General features: G+C 65.5%; 17 protein-coding genes and 2 pseudogenes. 7 read left to right on the plus strand and 12 right to left on the minus strand.

The window, feature by feature from the left end:
• Nucleotides 1-8: 8 nt before the first annotated feature.
• Together OR16_RS10425 and OR16_RS10430 are read left to right on the plus strand one after the other, a co-directional pair.
• On the plus strand, nucleotides 9-923 hold the full coding sequence (locus tag OR16_RS10425) for a LysR family transcriptional regulator (protein WP_006157930.1): 915 nt from the start codon (nucleotides 9-11) through the stop codon (nucleotides 921-923).
• Nucleotides 924-938: 15 nt separating this feature from the next.
• Entirely contained in the window at nucleotides 939-2,369 is a 1,431-nt protein-coding gene (locus OR16_RS10430; RefSeq protein WP_043419242.1) for an aldehyde dehydrogenase family protein, read from the plus strand.
• A gap of 48 nt (nucleotides 2,370-2,417) precedes the next feature.
• Here OR16_RS10430 and OR16_RS10435 read toward each other — a convergent pair.
• The 7 genes and pseudogenes from OR16_RS10435 to OR16_RS10465 form a co-directional block, all read right to left on the minus strand.
• Nucleotides 2,418-3,023 (minus strand): annotated as a pseudogene (locus OR16_RS10435) (SDR family NAD(P)-dependent oxidoreductase); the annotation flags it as partial.
• A 132-nt stretch (nucleotides 3,024-3,155) separates the two neighbouring features.
• The gene (gene adk / locus OR16_RS10440) at nucleotides 3,156-3,821 is read right to left on the minus strand and encodes an adenylate kinase (protein ID WP_006157933.1); all 666 of its coding nucleotides are present in this window, start codon (nucleotides 3,819-3,821) and stop codon (nucleotides 3,156-3,158) included.
• Between the two features lie 358 nt (nucleotides 3,822-4,179).
• Nucleotides 4,180-4,989, minus strand: coding sequence for a 3-deoxy-manno-octulosonate cytidylyltransferase (kdsB, locus tag OR16_RS10445; RefSeq protein ID WP_006157934.1), 810 nt, complete (start codon nucleotides 4,987-4,989; stop codon nucleotides 4,180-4,182).
• Between the two features lie 12 nt (nucleotides 4,990-5,001).
• Nucleotides 5,002-5,190, minus strand: a complete 189-nt coding sequence (locus OR16_RS10450; RefSeq protein ID WP_006157935.1) for a Trm112 family protein — start codon at nucleotides 5,188-5,190, stop codon at nucleotides 5,002-5,004.
• Entirely contained in the window at nucleotides 5,171-6,280 is a 1,110-nt protein-coding gene (lpxK, locus tag OR16_RS10455) for a tetraacyldisaccharide 4'-kinase (RefSeq protein WP_006157936.1), read from the minus strand. Before lpxK ends, OR16_RS10450 begins: the two co-directional genes overlap by 20 nt.
• A gap of 208 nt (nucleotides 6,281-6,488) precedes the next feature.
• Complete coding sequence (locus OR16_RS10460) at nucleotides 6,489-6,917, minus strand: ExbD/TolR family protein (RefSeq protein ID WP_006157937.1); 429 nt, start codon at nucleotides 6,915-6,917, stop codon at nucleotides 6,489-6,491.
• Between the two features lie 6 nt (nucleotides 6,918-6,923).
• Entirely contained in the window at nucleotides 6,924-7,544 is a 621-nt protein-coding gene (locus OR16_RS10465) for a MotA/TolQ/ExbB proton channel family protein (RefSeq protein WP_006157938.1), read from the minus strand.
• Between the two features lie 1,067 nt (nucleotides 7,545-8,611).
• Between OR16_RS10465 and xseA the strand changes: the two genes are divergently transcribed.
• Nucleotides 8,612-9,997, plus strand: a complete 1,386-nt coding sequence (gene xseA, locus OR16_RS10470) for an exodeoxyribonuclease VII large subunit (protein ID WP_043419217.1) — start codon at nucleotides 8,612-8,614, stop codon at nucleotides 9,995-9,997.
• A gap of 151 nt (nucleotides 9,998-10,148) precedes the next feature.
• A complete protein-coding gene (gene sodB, locus OR16_RS10475; RefSeq protein ID WP_006157940.1) occupies nucleotides 10,149-10,730 on the plus strand; it encodes a superoxide dismutase [Fe] in 582 nt (193 codons plus the stop codon).
• A gap of 212 nt (nucleotides 10,731-10,942) precedes the next feature.
• Here sodB and OR16_RS10480 read toward each other — a convergent pair whose 3' ends face one another.
• From OR16_RS10480 to OR16_RS10490, 4 genes and pseudogenes are all read right to left on the minus strand, one after another.
• On the minus strand, nucleotides 10,943-12,532 hold the full coding sequence (locus tag OR16_RS10480; RefSeq protein WP_043419245.1) for a Na+/H+ antiporter: 1,590 nt from the start codon (nucleotides 12,530-12,532) through the stop codon (nucleotides 10,943-10,945).
• Nucleotides 12,533-12,610: 78 nt separating this feature from the next.
• Nucleotides 12,611-12,778: a hypothetical protein gene (locus tag OR16_RS44000; RefSeq protein ID WP_006157942.1), complete on the minus strand. Its 168-nt coding sequence runs from the start codon at nucleotides 12,776-12,778 to the stop codon at nucleotides 12,611-12,613.
• A gap of 48 nt (nucleotides 12,779-12,826) precedes the next feature.
• Nucleotides 12,827-13,720 (minus strand): LysR family transcriptional regulator, encoded by an 894-nt coding sequence (locus tag OR16_RS10485; RefSeq protein ID WP_006157943.1) that lies wholly within the window; start codon nucleotides 13,718-13,720, stop codon nucleotides 12,827-12,829.
• Nucleotides 13,721-13,923: 203 nt separating this feature from the next.
• Nucleotides 13,924-14,842: pseudogene (locus OR16_RS10490) on the minus strand (LysR substrate-binding domain-containing protein).
• Between the two features lie 166 nt (nucleotides 14,843-15,008).
• Here OR16_RS10490 and OR16_RS10495 point away from each other — a divergent pair.
• The 3 genes from OR16_RS10495 to OR16_RS10505 are packed head-to-tail and all read left to right on the plus strand — an operon-like array spanning nucleotide 15,009 to nucleotide 18,067.
• Entirely contained in the window at nucleotides 15,009-15,980 is a 972-nt protein-coding gene (locus OR16_RS10495; protein ID WP_006157944.1) for an alpha/beta fold hydrolase, read from the plus strand.
• A 36-nt stretch (nucleotides 15,981-16,016) separates the two neighbouring features.
• Nucleotides 16,017-17,000 carry a glutathione S-transferase family protein gene (locus OR16_RS10500; RefSeq protein WP_006157945.1) on the plus strand — a complete coding sequence of 328 codons (984 nt, stop codon included), beginning with the start codon at nucleotides 16,017-16,019 and terminating at the stop codon, nucleotides 16,998-17,000.
• Nucleotides 17,001-17,041: 41 nt separating this feature from the next.
• On the plus strand, nucleotides 17,042-18,067 hold the full coding sequence (locus OR16_RS10505; RefSeq protein ID WP_006157946.1) for an alpha/beta fold hydrolase: 1,026 nt from the start codon (nucleotides 17,042-17,044) through the stop codon (nucleotides 18,065-18,067).
• Nucleotides 18,068-18,075: 8 nt separating this feature from the next.
• Here OR16_RS10505 and ligD read toward each other — a convergent pair whose 3' ends face one another.
• On the minus strand, nucleotides 18,076-20,616 hold the full coding sequence (ligD, locus tag OR16_RS10510; RefSeq protein WP_006157947.1) for a DNA ligase D: 2,541 nt from the start codon (nucleotides 20,614-20,616) through the stop codon (nucleotides 18,076-18,078).
• Between the last annotated feature and the right edge of the window lie 340 nt (nucleotides 20,617-20,956).

Here is a 20,956-nt window from a genome sequence, read left to right on the forward strand (position 1 = left end):
AGGAGAGCATGCACGCCAGCATCCTGAAGTACTTCGTCGAGGTCGCGCGGTGCGGGTCGATCCGCAAGGCGGCGCAGAACCTCTATGTCGCCTCCAGCGCCGTCAACCGGCAGATTCTCAAGCTCGAGGCCGAGATGGGAACCGAGCTGTTCGACCGCCTGCCCAACGGAATCCGGCTGAACGCTTCGGGCGAGCGGATGCTGCAGCATATCCGAGCGACGCTCAACGATTTTCACTTGATGCGCAGCGAACTCGATGAGCTCAAGGACGAGCGCAGGGGCCACGTATCGGTTGCGGCGATGGACTCACTGTTTGTCGATTTCCTTCCTGCAGCGGTGGAGGACTATTCGGAACTATATCCGGCAGTTACTTACGCCATCGCCGCCATCACCCCCTGGGATGTTGCGCCAAAAGTCCTGGGTGGCGAGTTCGATGTCGGCGTCACCTTTATCGCCAAGCTGCCGGCGGGGCTGAACGTCGTGGCCCAGGTCGCGCTGCCGCCGGGCGTAGTGATGGCCTCTTCCCATCCGCTGGCGAAGAAGGACCGGATCAGCTTTGCCGATTGCCGCAGCCACGCCTTCCTGCGCCTGGAAGGACGCTCGCCGATCCAGGGCGTGGTGTCTCCCAGGTTCATGGAATTCTGGGATCTGATGACCCCCAGCGTTACCTGCAATTCCACCCTCCTGCTCAAGCGCCTGGTTGCCTCGGGGCGGGGCATTTCCTTTTTCTCCAAACTCGCTTTCATTGATGAGATCGCAAGCGGCGAAGTGGTCTGGCGCCCCTTCGACGAACCCAATATCAACGCGCTGACGGTTGGCATCATCACGCCATGCCAGCGTGTGCTGTCCAATGTCACGCTGGAATTCGTCAAGGGCATCGTGCACCGCCTCAAGCAGGTGGAACTCTCATTGCTAGACACATAGACACCTGACATGACCCTGCATAAGAACTATATCGACGGCCAATGGCTCGACGGCGCATCCACTCACGCCAACGTCAATCCGTCCGACACCACCGACATCATCGGCCACTACGCGCTGGCCGATGTCTCACAGGCCGGCCAGGCCATCGCCGCCGCCCATGCCGCCGTGCCGCGGTGGGCCGCCAGCACGCCGCAACAACGCGCCGATGCGCTTGACAAGATCGGTGCCGAGCTCCTGGCGCGGCGCGAGGAACTCGGCCTGCTGTTGTCGCGCGAAGAAGGCAAGACCCTGCCGGAAGGCATCGGCGAGGTCACCCGCGCCGGGAATATCTTCAAGTTCTTCGCCGGGGAGGCTTTGCGCCAACGCGGTGACAAGCTGGCCTCGGTACGGCCCGGCGTGGAAATCGAAGTCACGCGCGAGCCGGTCGGGGTGGTGGGCATCATCGCGCCATGGAACTTCCCGATGGCGATTCCCGCCTGGAAGATCGCACCAGCCCTGGCGTATGGCAATACGGTCGTGTTCAAACCTGCGGAGCTCGTGCCGGGCTGCGCCTGGGCGCTGGCTGAGATCATCAGCCGCGCGGGATTGCCGGCGGGAGCATTCAACCTGGCGATCGGGCGCGGCTCGCAAGTGGGCCAGGCCATGCTTGACGACAGACGTATCGCCGCGATTTCCTTCACCGGCTCCGTGGCCACGGGCGGGCGCGTGGCCCAGGCGGCCGCCCAACGGCTGGCCAAGGTCCAGCTCGAAATGGGCGGCAAGAACCCGATGGTGGTGCTCAATGATGCCGATCTCGACGTGGCGGTGGAGTGCGCCGTGCAAAGCGCATTCTTCTCCACCGGGCAGCGCTGCACCGCCTCGAGCCGGCTGATCGTGGAAGAGGGCGTCTATGCCCGTTTCGTCGAACGGATGCAGGAGCGCACGGCCGCGCTCAGGATCGGCCACGCCCTCGACGCCGGCACCGACATCGGCCCGGTGGCAAGCGGCGACCAGCTTGAGCAGGACTTGCGCTACCTTGCCATCGGGCGCGAGGAGGGCGCCAGGTTGGTGTGCGGCGGCGAACACGTAATACGCGCCACGCCGGGCTTCTACCTGACGCCGGCGATCTTCGCCGATTGCAGCAACGACATGCGGATCTGCCGCGAGGAGATCTTCGGGCCGGTTGCCGCCGTCATCCCCGCCAGGAACTATGAACATGCACTGGAACTGGCCAACGATACCGAGTTCGGCCTCGCCAGCGGTATCTGCTCGACGTCGCTGAAACACGTACAGCACTTCAAACGGCACGCTCAAGCTGGCATGGTGATGGTCAACGTGCCGACGGCTGGTGTCGATTACCACGTCCCATTCGGCGGTCGCAAGGGCTCCAGCCTAGGGCCACGCGAGCAGGGCACCTTCGCGGCCGAGTTTTATACGACGGTGAAGACGGCTTATGTGGCGGGTTGAGAGATGACCCGGGTGGCGGCTTGGCCGCCATCCGGGTCGCCGACGGTTTTACTTCGGCTGCATGCGGATGGCGCCGTCGAGCCGGATCACCTCGCCGTTGAGCATGGTGTTGGCAATGATGGATCCCACCAGCTTCGCATATTCGGCCGGGCGGCCCAGGCGCGGCGGGAACGGCACCATCTTGCCGAGCGCGTCCTGCACTTCCTGCGGCATGCCCAGCAGCATCGGCGTCTCGAACAGCCCCGGGGCAATCGTCATGCAGCGCACGCCGTCGCGCGACAGGTCGCGCGCGATGGCAAGCGTCATGGCGACCACGCCGCCCTTGGAAGCCGCGTAGGCAGCCTGCCCGATCTGGCCGTCAAAGGCCGCCACCGACGCCGTATTGATGATCACGCCGCGCTCGCCCTCCGCGTCGGGCGTGTTCTGCACCATGGCCGCGGCAGCCAGCCGGATCATGTTGAAGGTGCCGATCAGGTTGACGCGGATGGTCTTGTCGAAGGCGTCGAGCGGGTGCGGGCCGTTCTTGCCCACGGTCTTGTTGGCCGTGGCAATGCCGGCGCAATTGACCAGCCCGGCCAGGCGGCCCAGCGCGGTGGCTGCCGCCACGGCAGCCTGCCCGTCGGCCTCGCTGCTGACGTCGCAGCGCACGAACTGCAGATACGGCATGTTGGCATAACGTTTACGTAAACGTCAATTCGGCGATGCTATCGTTGCGGATGGCGGCGGCAATAAAAAAGGCGACCCGAGGGTCGCCTTTTTTTATCTGCAGCGCAGGATGCGCGCGGCTTACTTCAATGCGTCGAACACACGCGAAGTGATATCTTCCACGCTGCCAACGCCCGCGATCTTGCGATACTGCGGCGGGGCGACCTTGGCGGACGCATCGCCACCGGCGGCCCACTTGGAGTAGTAGTCCACCAGCGGACGGGTCTGCTGGGAGTAGACGTCGAGGCGCTTCTTGACGGTCTCTTCCTTGTCGTCGTCGCGCTGGATCAGCGCTTCGCCGGTGGCGTCGTCCACGCCTTCGGTCTTGGGCGGGTTGTACTTGACGTGATAGGTGCGGCCCGATGCCACGTGCACGCGGCGCCCGCTCATGCGCTCGATGATGGCATCGAACGGCACGTCGATTTCCAGCACGTAGTCGATCGCCACGCCCGCTTCCTTCATGGCCTCGGCCTGCGGAATGGTGCGCGGGAAGCCATCGAACAGATAGCCGTCCTTGCAATCGGCCGCCTGCAGGCGGTCCTTGACCAGGCCGATGATGATGTCGTCCGACACCAGGCCACCTGCGTCCATCACCTTCTTGGCGGCCACGCCTAGCGGCGTGCCAGCCTTCACGGCGGCGCGCAGCATGTCGCCGGTGGAGATCTGGGGGATGCCAAACTTCTCGCAGATGAACTGGGCTTGCGTGCCTTTGCCGGCGCCAGGCGCGCCCAACAGGATCAAACGCATTACGGGTCCTCAGAGTTTTGAATCTTGTATGGCAGGGGGAATGGAAGGAGGGTAACGCCGAAACTTGACGCGAGGCTTACCACGCCGTCAGGACGGCGCACCTCGGATCGGAGTCTGGTCTGTTGACGGTCGGCACGCTGACGCCTCTGCCGCTGGCGGCGGGCGGGTACCGAACGGGCTCACTTTTCATCTCCCCACCGAGCCTTGGCCGGACGCCCGGGCGCCCGACGGCTCTGTATCGTCAAGCATTATGCCATGAGGCGGCGCGAAATCGGCTTGCCGCTGCGGTGACATCTGTCATGACTTATGTCGCAGGTCATGGACGAGCGCAGCGGCCGGCGGCCATCGCCAAGTGCGCTCAGGGGCCTTCTTGCGCCATGGCCTGCGCCCACAGCGCACGCACGCGGTCCAGGTCGGCCTGGGTATCGACGCCCGGCGCGGGCACTGCCGCCGTTTCCAATACGCCAATGCGCTCGCCATGCCACATCGCGCGCAGCTGCTCCAGGGCTTCCGTCTGCTCCACCGGCGACAGCGCCAGCGTGGGGAAGCGCCGCAGGAATCCGGCGCGGTAGGCGTACAGGCCAATGTGGCGCAATACCGGCATGGCCGGCAACGCGACCTGGGCGGTGGCTGCCGCCGCGGCCGGCACGCCGGCCCAGGCGTCGCGCGCCCAGGGAATCGGCGCGCGGGAGAAATACAGCGCGCGGCCGGCGGCATCGCACACCACTTTCACCACATTGGGATTGAACACCTCGGCGATATCGCCGATCGGATGGGCGGCGGTGGCGATGGCGCAATCGGCATGGTGGGCCAGGTGCAGCGCCACCTCGTCGATCAGGCTGGGCTCGATCAAGGGCTCGTCGCCCTGCACATTGACCACGATGGCATCGTCCGGCAGGCCCAGCAGCGTGGCCACTTCGGCCAGGCGATCGGTGCCCGATGGATGGTCGGCACGCGTGATCACGGCATCGATGCCATGCGCCGCGCAGGCTGCCGCCACTTCGGGCGCGTCGGTGGCCACCACCGTGCGCTGTGCCGACGAGGCATGGGCGCGCTCGGCCACGCGCACGATCATGGGCTTGCCGCCGATATCGGCCAGCGGCTTGTTGGGCAGCCGGGTGGAGGCCAGGCGCGCCGGGATGACGACGGTAAAAGCGGGCAGCGACATGGTGCGAGCCGCTTATTCCGGCGAGACCAGCCGGCCCGGCACGGTCTGGCGCGCTTCATCGGCCAGCATGATGGGAATGCCATCGCGGATCGGATAGGCCAGTTTGTCCACGTGGCAGATCAGTTCCTGGGCGGCGCGGTCATGCTCCAGCTTGCTCTTGCACAGCGGGCAGACCAGGATTTCAAGCAGCCGGTTGTCCATCTTGCGTTTCCTTGGTGTGGCCGGCGACGGTCGCTGCGCCCGGCGCTGCGGGAGCGGCCTGGGCGTGCGCGGCGACCGCGCGGCGAATTTTCTCGATCAGGCCCGCATCGATCACGGGCGTGGTGGGGACGACCCAGATCCGCGGGTCCAGCGGGTCACTGAGGCGCTCGCATTTTACGGCATCCTTCTCGGTGATCAGGATCGCATCGGCGGCTTGCGCGACCGGATCGCCGGCAAAGGGGTCTGCGGCGAAGTCGTAGTGGTCCGGCAGCGGCATGGTGTCCGGCGCGAGGCCGGCTGCGCGCAGGCTGGCGAAGAAGCGCTCGGGGTTGCCGATGCCGGCGGCGGCCAGCACGCGCTGACCGGCAAACGCGGACAAAGGCTTGGCCATGGTCGGGTCGGCCAGTTGCCAGGCGTCGTCCAGCACCAGGCGCATGCCGTAGACATCCGGCTTGTCGGGGCTGGCGCGGAAGTCGGGGTCGTTGATCAGGGTGGCGTCGCGCTGTCGCGAGAGCGATTCGCGCAGCGGGCCTGCGGGCAGCAGCATGCCGTTGCCGCCCATGCGCGAATCGAACATCACAATCTCGAAGTCACGCTGCAGCTTGTAATGCTGCAGGCCGTCGTCGAGCAGCAGCACGTTGACGCCAGGATGCGAGACCAGCATGGTCTGCGCGCACAGCGCGCGGTCGGGGAAGACCCAGACCGGCACGTCGGTGGCGCGCGCGATCAAGAGCGGCTCGTCGCCCACGTCCTTGGCCTGCGAGGTGGGCTTGACCCGGCGCGGGTGCTTGAGCTTGACGCCGTAGCCGCGCGAGACCACGCCCGGGCGCAGGCCGGACTCGGCCAGCGCATGGGCCAGCGCGATTACCGCGGGGGTCTTGCCGGTGCCGCCCACGGTCACGTTGCCCACCACCACCACGGGCATCGGCAGGCGCGTCGAGCGGTACCAGCCGCGCCGGTATGCCAGGCGCCGCCAGCCGCTGACCAGGCCGAACACCCATGACAGCGGCAGCATCAGCCAGGCGAACCAGCCGCGGCGTTGCCACTGGGCGGTCACGAAGTCGGCAAGGGTGTTGCGGGGAGCGGGCATGGGCGTGGCAGGCAGGGCTGGGCGGTAATGTTGCGTTGAAAGGCAGGGTTGGGGCCGGGGGGCGGTGCTCACGGCGCGCCGGCATGATGGCGTCATCGCGTCATGGATGGCCGGCGCAAGCCAGCCACCCAGCCATTATGGGCACCTTGCGGCGCCCGCCGCAAGGTGCGGCTCGCAGCGGGGGATTGGCATCCCCGCGCCTGGCCGCTCAGCGCGCCTGCGCGCTTTGCGTGGCGAAGGTCAGGCGCGGCAGCCCGGCCAGGCGCGCGGCTTCCATCACATTGATCACCGACTGATGGGTGGCCTGCGCATCGGCATTGACGATCAGCACGGGCGGCTGGCCCTCGGCCGGGCCGGCTACCTCGCGCAGGCGCTGGGCCAGGCTGGTCACATCCTGCTGGTCCATGACCTGCTTGTTGATCGAGTAGACGCCCTTGGCCGATACGGATACCACGATCTCGCCGGGGCGCTGCTGCGCCTTTTCGGCGTCGGCCGTCGGCAGCTGGATCTGCAACTCGGTATAGCGCGAGTACGTGGTCGTGATCATCAGGAAGATCAGGATCACGAGCAGGACGTCGATCAACGGGATGAGGTTGATCTCCGGTTCTTCACGCCGCTGGCGGGATCGGAAGTGCATGGCGTATCAGGCGCGGCGCTGCGGCAGGATGGCGTCCAGGAAGGCGGTGGCGCGGAATTCCAGCTCGGCCACGTAGTCGTCCACGCGCCGGCGGAAGTAGCGCCAGAAGATCAGTGCCGGAATTGCGATGATCAGGCCGAAGGCGGTGTTATAGAGCGCCACCGAGATGCCATGGGCCAGCTGCTCGGGGCTGGCGCCGGCGCCACCCTGGCTGCCGAAGATCTCGATCATGCCGATCACGGTGCCCAGGAGGCCCATCAGCGGCGCCACCGAGGCGATCGTGCCCAGTGCATTCAGGTAGCGCTCCAGTTCATGCGCCACGGCGCGCCCAGCTTCCTCGACCACTTCCTTGGCGGCATCGCGGGAGGTATGGGGCTGCAGCACCACATGGCGCAGGCCGGCCGCCAGCACGCGGCCAAGCGGGGAATTCTGCTCCAGCGTGTTGACCACCTCTGGCGTAGCGCGGCGCTGGTGCGCCACCGACAGGGCTTCGTCATACAGCTTGGGCGGCAGCACCTTGCTGCGCTTCAGGCTGAGGAAACGCTCGACGATCAGCGCCAGGGCGATGACCGAGGCGAGCAACAAGGGCCAGATCGGCCAGCCGGCAGCTTGAATGATGGAAAACACGTGGAACCCCGAGTCAACGGCTTGTGTGCTCATGCCAGGCGCCGCGGCCGTGCGCGCGCTGGCTATGTTCGAAAAAAATGTTCGAAAAAATCAGGCGCCACTCTAACCCGCAGCACCGGGCGGGGCAAGACGCAGCGTCGCGGTGTGTCCGCCGCGCATCGTGCGCGCGAGGCAGCGGGGCGGTGACTGCCGGGATGTCCACATGGAACTGGGACAGTGCTGTGGATGAATTGTGGACAGAGGGCTGACAAGACGGTCAAGTCACTGATTGATAAGGAAAAATTGCAGATAGCTTAAAAAACGGGCAGGCAGCGGGTGGCGAAGACAGCCTCCGGGCGGGCGCGAACCGCCCAAAAACCAGAGCCCGGTCTATCCACATTAAAGCAGGACAGTGCTGTGGACCGTTTGTGGACAGCGCCCTGAAAAGAACGCTAAGTCATTGATTGGAAAGACAGGTATACAGGGTGCCTAAATAATGTGCAGAACACGCCAGATGGGCGTCGGGGAGGGCTTTGGCACGCCGTAAACCGAAAAATTCCGTCATGTCTCTCCCTTTCCACATTCCGCCGGGACAGTCTTGTGGACGGGTTGTGGACAACTACCTGAGAAGCCACTTAAGTCATTGATTGAAAAGCGCTTCATACCAGCTGATTAAAAAGTAGGCAAAGGCCACTCGTGTGGTGCTTTCCAGTCCCGGCACGCATGGCCAGGACAGGACAGCGCAATGTCCCGTCAAGGAGGCCTTGCGATCTCTTTTGGCCACTGCACGCGGCATTCTCGCGGGTAGCAAGAAATTATCCACAGGTTGGGGGTTCGACTTGAGGTTGTCCAGAGTTCCTGTGGATAACTTTGTGAACAAGCCGGGGGCGCAGCCGGTAAGTGTTTGACGCATAAGGGGTTTGCTTACATTGCCTAAAAAATAAGACAGCCGAAAGCGCATAAGAATCAAAGGCTTGTGTCAAGTCATGCGGCTTTGCGGGGTTATTGCATCCCCCACCCCAAGAGACTTGACAGACCGGTTATGCTGTGGACATGTCAATTCCACGCCGCTTGCCCGGCCGTGCTCCATGTCAGAACCGCTCAACTTTTCGCGTGAAACCCAGCCAATGGCCACTCCCGGGGCGCGCGAGGCGATTCCCGTCGGGGAGCTGAACCACGCGATTGCCCAGGTACTGGAACGTAGTTTTCCGCTGACCTGGGTCCGGGGCGAAATCTCAAATTTCACACGCGCCGCCAGCGGGCACTGGTATTTCTCGCTCAAGGACGCGCGCGCCCAGATCCGCTGCGTGATGTTCCGCGGGCGCAACCAGCATGTCGACTTCACGCCGCGCGAGGGCGAGGCGGTCGAGGTGCGGGCGCTGGTGTCGATGTATGAGGCGCGTGGCGAGCTGCAGCTGGGCGTGGAGGGCATGCGCCGCGCCGGCCTTGGCAATCTCTACGAGGCATTCTTGCGGCTGAAGGAAAAGCTCTCGCAGGCCGGGCTGTTCGCGCCCGAGCGCAAGCGGCCCCTGCCGGTCCACGCGCGCACCATTGGCGTGATCACCTCGCTGCAGGCCGCGGCCTTGCGCGATGTGATCAGCACCCTGCGCCGGCGCGCGCCCCATGTGCCGGTCGTGGTTTACCCGGTGCCGGTGCAGGGCGCCGGCGCGGCCGCCAGGATCGCCGCCATGATCGACACCGCCAGCGAGCGCAACGAATGCGACGTGCTGATCCTGTGCCGCGGCGGCGGCAGCATCGAAGACCTGTGGTCGTTCAATGAAGAGAGCGTGGCGCAGGCCATTGCGCGCTGCGCCGTGCCGGTGGTCTCCGGCGTGGGCCATGAGACCGATTTCACCATCGCCGATTTCGTCGCCGATGTGCGCGCGCCCACGCCCACCGGCGCAGCCGAGCTGGTCAGCCCGGACCGCAGCCATATGCTGCTGCAAGCCAGCCGCGCGCGCGACGCGCTGGCCCAGTGCATGCAGCGCCAGCTCGACCGGCGCGCCCAAAACCTGGACTGGCTGGCGCGCCGCCTGCGCAGCCCGCAAGCGCAACTGCAGGAGCGCCGCCTGCAGGTCGACAACCTGATGCGTCACCTGCGCTCCGCGCTGCGCGATACCGTGGCAGCCCAACGGCATCGCCAACAAGTGCTGGCCATGCGCTGGGCGGCTGGCCGGCCCGACCTGGCCCAGGCCCAGGCCGAACTGCGCCGCACCGCGCTGCGCCTGCGCGACGCCACGCAACGCCAGCATGAGCGCGCTGGCCAGCGCTGGCAGCGTGCCGCCGGCTCGCTCGAGCTGCTGGCGCCGCAGCGCACCCTGGAGCGCGGCTACGCCGTGCTGCTGGACCAGCGCGGACGCGCGCTGCGCTCGCCGTCGGAGCTGCGTGCGGGCGCGGTGATCGAAGTCCACCTGGCCGAAGGCGTGGCCGACGCCAGCATCGCCAGCGTGCAGCCGCGCCTGGCGGAACTCTAAGTCCGGCGCGCGTCGCGGGCGCCGACAGCACTGGCATATCGATCAAACTAATATGATCGAAGGGGCTTTGTTTGCGGCGTTTGCGCGGGTATGGCAAGTCCCCTACAATCGACAATTCCTGATCTTCAACCCCACAGAAAGAGACAGAACAATGGAACATACTCTCCCCCCGCTGCCGTACGCGCATGATGCGCTCGCTCCGCACATCTCCAAGGAGACCCTGGAGTTCCACCACGACAAGCACCACCAGACTTACGTCACCAACCTGAACAACCTGATCAAGGGCACCGAGTTCGAAAACTCGACGCTCGAAGAGATCGTCAAGAAGTCCTCCGGCGGCATTTTCAACAACGCCGCCCAGGTCTGGAACCACACCTTCTACTGGGACTCGCTCAAGCCCAACGGCGGCGGCCAGCCCACCGGCGCGCTGGCTGATGCCATTAACGCCAAGTTCGGCTCCTTCGACAAGTTCAAGGAAGAATTCACCAAGACCGCGGTCGGCACCTTCGGTTCGGGCTGGGCCTGGCTGGTGAAGAAGGCCGACGGTTCGCTGGACCTGGTCTCGACCTCCAACGCCGCTACCCCGCTGACCACCGACGCCAAGCCGCTGCTGACCTGCGACGTGTGGGAACACGCTTACTACATCGACTACCGCAATGCCCGCCCGAAGTATGTCGAGGCATTCTGGAACGTCGTGAACTGGGACTTCGCCAGCAAGAACTTCGCTGGCTGATCTAGCGAGCGCTTGCTGCTACACAAGATGTTGAAAAATGGGCCCCTGGATTTCAGGGGCTTTTTTTGTCGCCGCACCTGTTGCGCAGTGGCAGCGTCTGGCAGTCTGGTACTGGATGTGCCATTGAAATCGACGGCGTCCCGGCCATTCGCCACATTGTGGCCGGACTCTAGTTTCCGATCACGCGCAGGCCATCGCGCCGTCACGTGCCGTCACGCGCCACGACCATGGAGGGCGGACACCTCCTGCAGGTCCAGGTCGTGCTCAAGTTCGACCAGCAGTTCATCGTGCAGATGCCCGCCGCGATGCAGCCGCAGCAACTCCTTGCGTCCTGCGGCGACAGCGGCCAGCACAATGTCGTAATGCGATTGGCGCGCCTCGGGCGGCAGTTCGGCTTCGTCCTCATGCTCGCGGCTCATTCGTGCGCGGTACCCATATTGCTCAAGCAGTCGCGGATGCGCGAGCCTGCCGCCAGCGTCGTATGCCAGCGTGCTGACGGCGGCGAATTGCACCGCCTCGAGTCGCGCCCAGGCTTGCGGCTCGGTCAGGTACCGTGCATCGCGCGCCTCCGTCGTATCGAGCTTCAGTAGCTCGATGAGCGGCCCGATGGTCGCGCCCTGGACCAGCACCGTGAAGACAATGACGGCGAATGACGCCACGAGGATCAGGTCGCGCCCAGGCATGGAAGCCGGGAGCGCGAGGGCGACGGCAAGGGTCACCACGCCGCGCATGCCCGCCCAGCTTTTCACGGTTGCCGCGCGCCAGTCGGGCCGGCGTGTGTCACGCCGCGCGAGGCGCCGCCAGGTGGCCTCCAGCCCGTCGACGCCGAATATCCATAGGAAGCGCGAGAGCACCACCGCGCCAAGGATGGCCGCGACAGCAGGGACGAACGCGGCGAGGGCTTCACCGGCACCCCCGATCCGCCCGATCACATCGCGCAGCGACAGGCCGATCAGGATGAACACCAGCGATTCGAACAGGAACACCACGACTTGCCAGAAGGCGGTGCCTCGTATGCGGACGGCCGCCGAGACGATGTCGTGCTGATGCCAGCCGAGCATCATGCCGTAGGTCACGGTTGCCATCACGCCGGATACGTTGAGCGCCTCGCCGACGGCATAGCAGATCCATGCGGCCAAGGCGGTGGCGACAATGACCAGATAGGTGTCCTCCAGGAACCTCAACAGCTTGACGACGGCATAGCCGATGATCGCGCCCACCACGACGCCGCCGAGGCTGAGCACGGTGAAGCTGCCCATGGCATGCGGGAAGCTGAATGCGCCGGTCAGCGCTGCAGCGACGGCAAACCGGTAAAGGACCAGGCCCACGGCATCGTTGAGCAGGCTTTCGCCCTCTAGCAGGACCATCACCCTGCGTGGCAGCGCAACCCGCTCCAGCACGGCCTTGGCGGCGATGGCGTCCGGCGGCGACACGATGGCGCCGAGCGCGAAGCACGCGCCCCACGGCAGCCCGGGCGCGATCCAGTGCACGACGCAGCCCACGACAAGGGTGGTGAATACGACTGCGCCGATCGCCAGGAGCAGGATGCCCTTCAGGTTGCGCCGGAAGTCGTCCCAGACGGTGAAGTACGCGCCGTCCATCAAGAGCGGTGGCAGGAACACGATGAGGACAAGTTCCGGATCGAGCTCGACGCGCGGCAGGCCGGGCACGAACGCCATCGCCGCGCCGCCCACCAGCAACGCGGCGGCCGGGGGCAGGCGCAGGCGCCGCGCAACCAGCTCAAGCCCGATGATCGCGACCAGTGACAAGAGGATGAGCTTGAACGTCAAGACAGGAGACATGGTGTTGGCCCGGAAAAGGGTTGTCATGTTGCCCGCAACTTGTGCGAGCGTGGCCGCGTGCCCACGTCTCTCGCTCGCTCAGCGGTCGATCAGTTTCGTATGATCCTCCGAAAGCCGCTTGCCCTGCACCGAGATCGTCGAGAACGCGCCATCGATCTCGCGAAGGTCGCCAGTTGTGAACGCGATGTCGGCGGCCCCCAGATTCTTCTCCAGGCGCTTGCGCTTGCGGGTGCCGGGAATCGGCACGATCCGATGTGGCGGAGCTCTGGACGAGGAACCTGTAGCTACGCCGTGTCAGGTCCGGTAGCGCAGCGCATCGATCACCACGGCCATGGCCTGCGAAGACTGGCGGCGGCTCGGGTAATACAAGTGGTAGCCAGGAAATACCGGGCACCAGTCTTCAAGCACCCGTTCGAGCCGCTTGCCGGCGATGTGCTCCTGCACCAGGTCCTCCGGTAGAAATGCCAGGCCGCATCCCGCTAACGCCGCCCTCAGGATCTGGCTGCTGTTGTTGAACACCCACTGGCCCTCGACGCGCGCATTGAGCTGATGGCCATCCTTCTCGAAGTCCCAGGCCAGCAGGCCGCCATGGGTCGGCAGGCGCAGATTGATGCAGGCGTGGAGGGACAGGTCCTGCGGCGTCAGCGGCCGCGCGCGCGTTGCGAGGTAGGCGGGCGAGCCGACTACCGCCATGCGGAAATCCGGCCCGATGCGCACGGCAATCATGTCCTTGGCGACTTGATCCCCCAGGCGCACGCCCGCGTCGTAGCGTTGCGCGACGATGTCGGAGAGCCCGTAGTCGATGGTGATTTCCACCTTGATATCGGGATAGTCCGGTATGACCTTGGCCAGCTTCGGCCACAGCACGGTGTTGGCCGCATGCTCGGCGGTGGTGATGCGAATGGTGCCCACGGGCTTGTCCCGGAATTCGCTCATGGTCGCCAGTTCGGCTTCTATTTCCTCGAAACGCGGCGCTACCGTCTGGAACAGGCGCTCGCCCGCTTCAGTGGGGGAGACGCTGCGCGTCGTCCTGGTCAGCAGCCGAACGCCCAGTCTCGCCTCGAGGGCGCGGATCGTGTGGCTGAGTGCCGATTGCGATACGCCCAGTTGCGCGGCCGCGCGGGTAAAGCTGCCCTCGCGCGCCACGATGGCGAAGGCGAGCAGGTCGTTGAAGTTCTCTCGGGCCATTGATGAAACCACCTCATAATCGTATGCTGATTGCGCTATCCAACCACGGGCATGACGCGCATCGCCATTGCGCAGGCGCTCGACGGCAACGCCGTGGACTGGCTGGGAAAAGTCAGCGCCCAGCCGGTGTGCAGCTCCTGGCCTAGCCGCTCAGATGGCACCTTGCTGATCTTGGTTATCCTGCGGGCTGCCCGTTCGGGCGCTCAGGCAAACAGGTCCATGCCTTGCACCAGGCGCTTGGCCAGCCGCGGCTGGCGCAGCTGATCCAGCCACCATTCCAGCGCACGGCCCTCATGGTCGCCCCGCCACGCCACATACAGCGTGTTGGGCTCGCGCGGATCCGCCGTGCGTTTTTCCACCAGTTCCCCACGCTTGAGCAACGATGCCACGCGGTGGCGCGGCAACCAGCCAACGCCCAGCCCCTCGCGCTGCGCCAGTATCTTCGCGCGCATGGTCGGCACGGCCAGCGAGGCTTGCCCGCCCACCAGGCCGTAGGCCCGCCCTGCGGTACCGCGCGATGAATCGGCCACGGCCACGCCCCGGTGCGACGAGATGCGCTGGCGCGTGAGCGGCTCGTCCACGCTGGCAAGCGGGTGGCGCGGCGCCACGGCAAAAACCCATTCGACCACGCCGAGCTCGAACCAGCGCAGGCCGGGAATGGCCGGCGGCTCGTTGGTCGCCGCCGACGATCACATCGGCGCGGCCATCGCGCAGCGCTTCCCAGGTGCCGCTGAGGACTTCGTGGGTCAGGCGCAGCGCCACACCGGATTTCAGCGCATCGAAGCTGCGGATCACCGGCATCAGCAGTTCAAACTCCAGTACTTCGTCCGTGACGATCCACAGGCGGTCTTCCCAGCCGCTGGCGACCTGCCGCACGCGCTGGGTCATGCGCGATACGTCCTGCATCAGCCGCGCGGCCTCGTCGGCCAGCAGATGGCCGGCAGGCGTGAGTTGCAGGCGGTAGCGGCGGCGGTCGAACAGCAGGGCGTCAAAGCGTCCTTCGAGCTGCCGGGCGGCATGGGAGATGGTCGACGGCGCCTTGACCAGACGCGCCGCCGCGCGGGAGAGGCTGCCGCTCTCGCGGATGGCTTCCAGCAAGGCCAATTCGTCTTCCGACAACATGTTCAACTCCGTCGAACGAGTTCATCGGGAAAATCGTACGGCAAAACACAGGCGCCGGCGCAATATTCGTCACAGTGCTTCACCCGATTCCCGAAACCCCTTTGTTTGCAAGCGCCGTCGGCCAGGAGAGTTTGTCCTGCCATGGCACGATCACCGGAGAATAGTCATGGCCCTCATCCACCGTATGGCACGGTACGCCGGCGCCGCATTGCTCATGTTTGGCGTGTTCGGCGCGCTTGCGCCGCTCGCGCATGCCGCAGAACCTGTCGGCGACGCGGCGGTCCAGCAGCACACGATCAACGCGAATGGCGTCGACTTGCACTACCTGCAGTCCGGGCGCGGCAGCGGCACGCCTGTGGTGCTGTTGCACGGCTATGCGGAATCCAGCCATATGTGGCTGCCGCTGATGGCACAGCTTGGCGACAAGCGCACCGTCATCGCGCCGGACCTGCGCGGCGCGGGCGGGTCGGCGATTACGCAGTCGGGCTACGACAAGAAGACCCTGGCGCAGGACATTCATGCCCTGGTCCAGACGCTCGGCTACCGCAAGATCAACATCGTCGGGCATGATATCGGCCTGATGGTCGCCTATGCCTACGCCGCGCAATACCCGGACGAAGTGGAAAGCGTAACGCTGATGGATGCGTTCCTGCCTGGCGTGGGCGACTGGCAACAGGTCTGGCTGCTGCGCGACAAGTGGCACTTCAACTTCTATGGCGACACGCCTGAAAAGCTGGTGCAGGGCCGCGAGCGAACCTACTTTGAACACTTCTGGAACGACTTCGCCGCCGACCCCAAGCACTCGGTGCCGGAAGCCGCCCGCCAGCGTTACGCCGCCAACTACGCCAGGCCGGGCCGGATGCGCGCGGGATTCGAGTTCTTCCGTGCCTTCCCGCAGGATGCCGAAGACTTCGCGGCGCTGGCAAAACACCCGCTGCCGATGCCCATGCTGGTGCTGGCGGGCGAGAAGGCTTCGGGCAATTTCCTGATCGACCAGGCGCGCCTCGTCGCCACCAATGTGCAAGGCGTGATTGTCAAGGGCTCGGGCCACTGGCTGATGGAAGAAGCGCCAGGGCAGACCATTCCGGCTATCGTGCATTTCATCAATGCGCCGTCGCAACCCGTCGGCGCCGAATAAGAACGCGTACCTCACCGCATCAGAAGGAGTATCGAAATGGGACTGCTCGTCAACGGCAAATGGCAAGACCGCTGGTACGACACGGCATCCACGGGCGGACGCTTCGTCCGCAAGGATGCCGCCTTTCGCAACTGGGTGACCCCCGACGGGGCCGCCGGCCCGAGCGGGGCGGGCGGATTCAAGGCCGAGGCCGGGCGCTATCACCTGTACGTGAGCTTGGCCTGCCCCTGGGCACACCGCACCCTGATCATGCGCGCGCTCAAGGGACTGGAGGAGATGATCGGCGTCTCCACGGTGCACTGGCTGATGCTTGGCGAGGGCTGGACGTTTGCCGAGGGCCCGGGCGTGGTGCCGGACACGGTCAACGGCGCACGGCTCATGCACCAGGTCTACAGCGCCGCGGATCCTGACTACACCGGGCGCGTCACCGTGCCGGTGCTGTGGGACAAGCAGCGGGCAACCATCGTCAGCAACGAGTCGTCGGAGATCATCCGCATGTTCAATACCGCCTTCGATGGCATTGGCGCCAAGGCGGGCGATTACTATCCGGCAGCGCTGCGCGCGCAGATCGACGAGATCAACGCACGCGTCTACGACACCCTCAACAACGGTGTCTATAAATCCGGCTTTGCCACCACGCAGGGCGCGTATGAGGAGGCGGTGACGCCGCTGTTCGACACGCTCGACTGGCTCGAAGCGCGGCTCGCCACGCGCCGCTTCCTGCTGGGGGACCAGATCACCGAGGCGGATATCCGCCTGTTCACAACGCTGGTGCGCTTTGACGCGGTCTACGTGGGGCACTTCAAGTGCAACTTGCGGCGCATCGCCGATTACCCGAACCTGTCGGGATTTACGCGCGACGTCTACCAGTTGCCGGGGATCGCGGCGACGGTCAATATCGATCACATCAAGCGGCACTACTATGAAAGCCACCGCTCGATCAACCCGAGCGGCGTGGTGCCGGCGGGGCCTGTGCTGGACTTTGCCGCGCCGGCGGAGCGCGCTCGGCTGGCCGCGTAATGCCGCCGTCCGTTTTTTCTTCGATAGCCGAGACCACGCTCATGACGTTTCATCGCCAATTCCTGTTTGCCTTGTTCACCGCGGCAGCCGTTGCCGTCTCGCCCGTCGCGCTGGCTGGCGCTGACGATGGTCCCGCGTATGGGCCCGAGCTGCAAGGCTTCGACTATCCGGCGCCGGTTCAGCAGTTCGCGTTCACCTCGCAAGGCGAAGCGATGCACATGGCTTACATGGACATCAAGCCCGAGCACGCCAATGGCCGCACCGCGGTCTTGCTGCATGGAAAGAACTTCTGCGCGGCAACCTGGGAGGACACGATCAAGGTGCTCAGCACGGCCGGGTACCGCGTCATTGCGCCTGACCAGATTGGTTTCTGCAAATCCAGCAAGCCGGCGCACTATCAGTACAGTTTCCAGCAACTGGCGCGCAACACCCATGCCTTCGTCGGCGTCCAGGAAGCGACGGTGATCGGGCATTCCACGGGCGGCATGCTGGCGATGCGCTACGCGCTGATGTACCCGCAACAGACGGAGCAACTGGCGCTCGTCAACCCGATCGGCCTGGAAGACTGGAAGGCGTTGGGTGTGCCTTCCTTGTCGGTCGATCAATGGTATGCCCGCGAGCTCGCCACCAATGCCGACAAGATCCGCAGCTACGAACAGGCTACCTACTATGTCGGCACGTGGCGCCCGGAGTACGAGCCCTGGGTGCAGATGCTGGCGGGCATGAACCGCGGCGCGGGCAAGCAGCAAGTGGCCGCGAACTCCGCGCGGATCTACGACATGATCTTCACCCAGCCGGTCGTGTATGAGTTGGGCGCCCTGAAGACACCGACCTTGCTGCTGATCGGCGACAAGGACACCACCGCCATTGCCAAGGACGCCGCACCGCCGGAGGTCCGCGCGAGAATCGGCAACTATCCGGTGCTGGCACAGCGCACCTTGAAAGCGCTGCCGAACGCCAGGCTGGTCGAGTTTCCCGAGTTGGGGCACGCGCCGCAGATGCAAGATCCAAAGGCGTTCCACAAGGCGCTGCTGGATGGCCTGGCCGCATTGCCCGCGAACCGGTGACGCGGCGCTCAGGGCATCAGCAGCTTGATCGGCTCGGTGAGCGTTTGGCGGGTGGTGGCATAGTCGGCCCAGGGATCTGCTGGCTGCTTGCCGATCCGCTCGTGGAGGCTGGTGATGGTCCACTGCGCGCTGGATGTGATGGTGTCAAGTTCAGCCCACGCCAGCGGCACGGAAACCCCTAGCCCGGGCCGTGCCCGCGCGGAGAAGGCGGCGACCGTGGTGGCGCCGAAGCCATTGCGCAGATAGTCGATATACGTCTTGCCGACGCGGTTCCGAGGCCCGCTCTTGGCCACGAAACGTGTGGGAATGGTCTGGGCCATATGCGTCACCAGCTGTTTGGCGAACGCCTTGACGACCTCCCAGTCGTGACGCGGCGAGATCGGCACCACCACGTGCAGGCCCTTGCCGCCGCTGGTCTTCAGGAAGCTGCGCAGGCCAAGTTCGTCGAGCACGGCCCTCATCATCGCAGCGCCTTCGCGCACATGCTCCCACGGCACGCCTTGGCCGGGGTCAAGGTCGAACACCACCCGGTCTGGCTTGGAGAGCCTGCGCTTGTTGGCATTCCATGTATGGAATTCGATCACGTTGAACTGTGCCGCCGCGACGATGCCCGCTTGCGTGGCGATCTCGAGCAAAGGCGGGTGCCCTGGCCAGAGCGCGGGATCGAGCGTGTTGATGCCGGGCATGCGCAGGGTGTCCGCATGCTTCTGGAAGAACAGCTCGCCGCCGATGCCGCCGGGCCCGCGCACCAGCGCCACCGGCCGCCCGCGCAAATGCGGCAGCAGCAACGTAGCGATGGCCTCGTAGTATGCAACCAGGTCGCCCTTGGTCAGTCCCGTCGCGTCATCAATGACGCGCTCGGCATGGCTGATGCGCACGCCCGATGCGGGGGCTGTCCTTGCATTGGTTCTTGCCTCTTTGGCTTTGGTCGTCGTGGTGGCGCGTGCTGAAACCTCGCCCTTCGGCGCGAGCCGGACCGCGCGCTCCACCGAAATTGCCGTGGGCGACTTGTCCGCGCGTAGTCCATGGAACACCGCATGGCGCACGCGTCCTTCCTGCGTCCAGTTGCCGAACGAGACCTCGGCCACCAGCTTGGGCTTCACCCAGTGCGATGGCATCCTGCCCGCTGGCTTGCCCGCGGCGCCTGTCTGCAGCGGCGAGGCGTCCTGCCGCAGCGCATCGAGCTTGCGCTGCAAGGAAGACAGCGTATCGGCGTCGAAGCCGGTCCCGACCTTGCCGGCGTAGCGCAGCTGCCCGCGCTCGTCATGCACGCCGAGCAGCAACGCACCGATGCCCTGGCGGGAACCCGCCGGATCGGTATAGCCGACCACCACGAACTCCTGGCGTAGCGTGCATTTGAGCTTGATCCAGGAGCGCGAGCGCGCGCACACGTAGGGCGCATCAGCGCGCTTGCCGATGATGCCTTCGAGCCCGAGCTTGTGCGCGGCCGACAGCAGCTCGGAAGCGCTGGCTTCAAAGCTCTCGCTGAAACGCAAGGACTCCGATGGCTTGTCGGCCAGCATGCGCCGCAACAGGTCGCGGCGGGCAGATAGCGGTGCCTCGCGCAGGTCGAAGCCATTGCAGTAGGGCAGGTCGAACACGAAGTACCGGACCGCGTCGACCTTCGCGTTTTCGAAGGCATTCTGCAACGCCTGGAAATCCGTCCTGCCGTGTTCATCGGTAATCACGATCTCGCCGTCGAGCCAGCCCGAGCGCAGGCCAAGCGCGCCGACGGCCTTGGCCAGCCCGGGCAGCCTGGCCGTCCAGTCGCGGCCGTTGCGCGTGAACAGGCGCACCGCCTTGCCGTCGATGCGCGCGAGCAAGCGGTAGCCGTCGAACTTGACCTCGTACAGCCATTCGCCATCGTCCGGCGGCGCCTCGTCGGCCAGGGTGGCCAGTTGCGGGGCCAGCATCAGCGGCAGGCCGGCGGCCTTCGCTGCGGGAGGCATGCCGGCATTCCCCGCTGCGGCGCCATGCATTTGCCTGCCCGAGAGCACACTGTCGGGCATCGCTTCCACAATGTCGAACGATGAGGCCGCACGCGCCTCGCCATCGCGCTCCTTGATCAGCAGCCACGCTGGCTTGTTCGCATCCTGGTCCTGCCTGCCGCGCATGCGCACCAGGGTCCATTGCCCGTGGAGCTTTTCGCCCTTCAGGGCGAACTTGAGCTTGCCGTCCCGGTAGCCGGCATGCGGGTCGCCGATGGGCACCCAGGTGCCACGGTCCCACACGATGACCGTACCGGCGCCGTACTGCCCCGGCGGGATCACGCCCTCGAAGGAGCCATAGTCGAGCGGGTGATCCTCTACTTGCACCGCCATGCGCTTGTCGGCCGGATCCAGGCTTGGGCCCTTGGGCACCGCCCAGCTTTTCAGGGTGCCGTCGAGCTCCAGGCGAAAGTCGTAGTGCAGGCGCCTGGCGGCGTGTTTTTGCACGACGAAGGACAGTGCGCCGGTACGCCGGCTTTGCGCGCCCTTGGGCTCCGCTGTGACGACAAAGTCGCGCTTCCGGTGGTACTTTTCCAGTGGGTTCGGCATCTTGGGCACCATTGGCGCGGATGGCCGCGTTGTGCGCAATGCGTGGCAGGAATCGTGCCCGGCGGGTTGGCAGGATCGCGGCTAAAGGAATGAATCCTGCATGGAGGACGTGACAAGACCGCTTTGCCCGCGTGAATCACGCGCTGGCGGTGGTCGCCGCCGGATTCCCGGCCAGTCGTTACCGAACAAGAACACTTCATCTTGCACTGTCTCCGACGCATGCGGGCCGCGCTTTGTAAAAAATGCAGTGCGATCGCCGAGCGCTTCGCCAACCGAAGCGACGATTGCGACACGCTGCTGGAAGTGGATCGCCGCCTGCGCGCCTTGCCCCCAAAGCGCTGACAGGCGGCGC

Source organism: Cupriavidus basilensis OR16, assembly GCF_000243095.1.
Lineage (GTDB): Bacteria > Pseudomonadota > Gammaproteobacteria > Burkholderiales > Burkholderiaceae > Cupriavidus > Cupriavidus basilensis_D.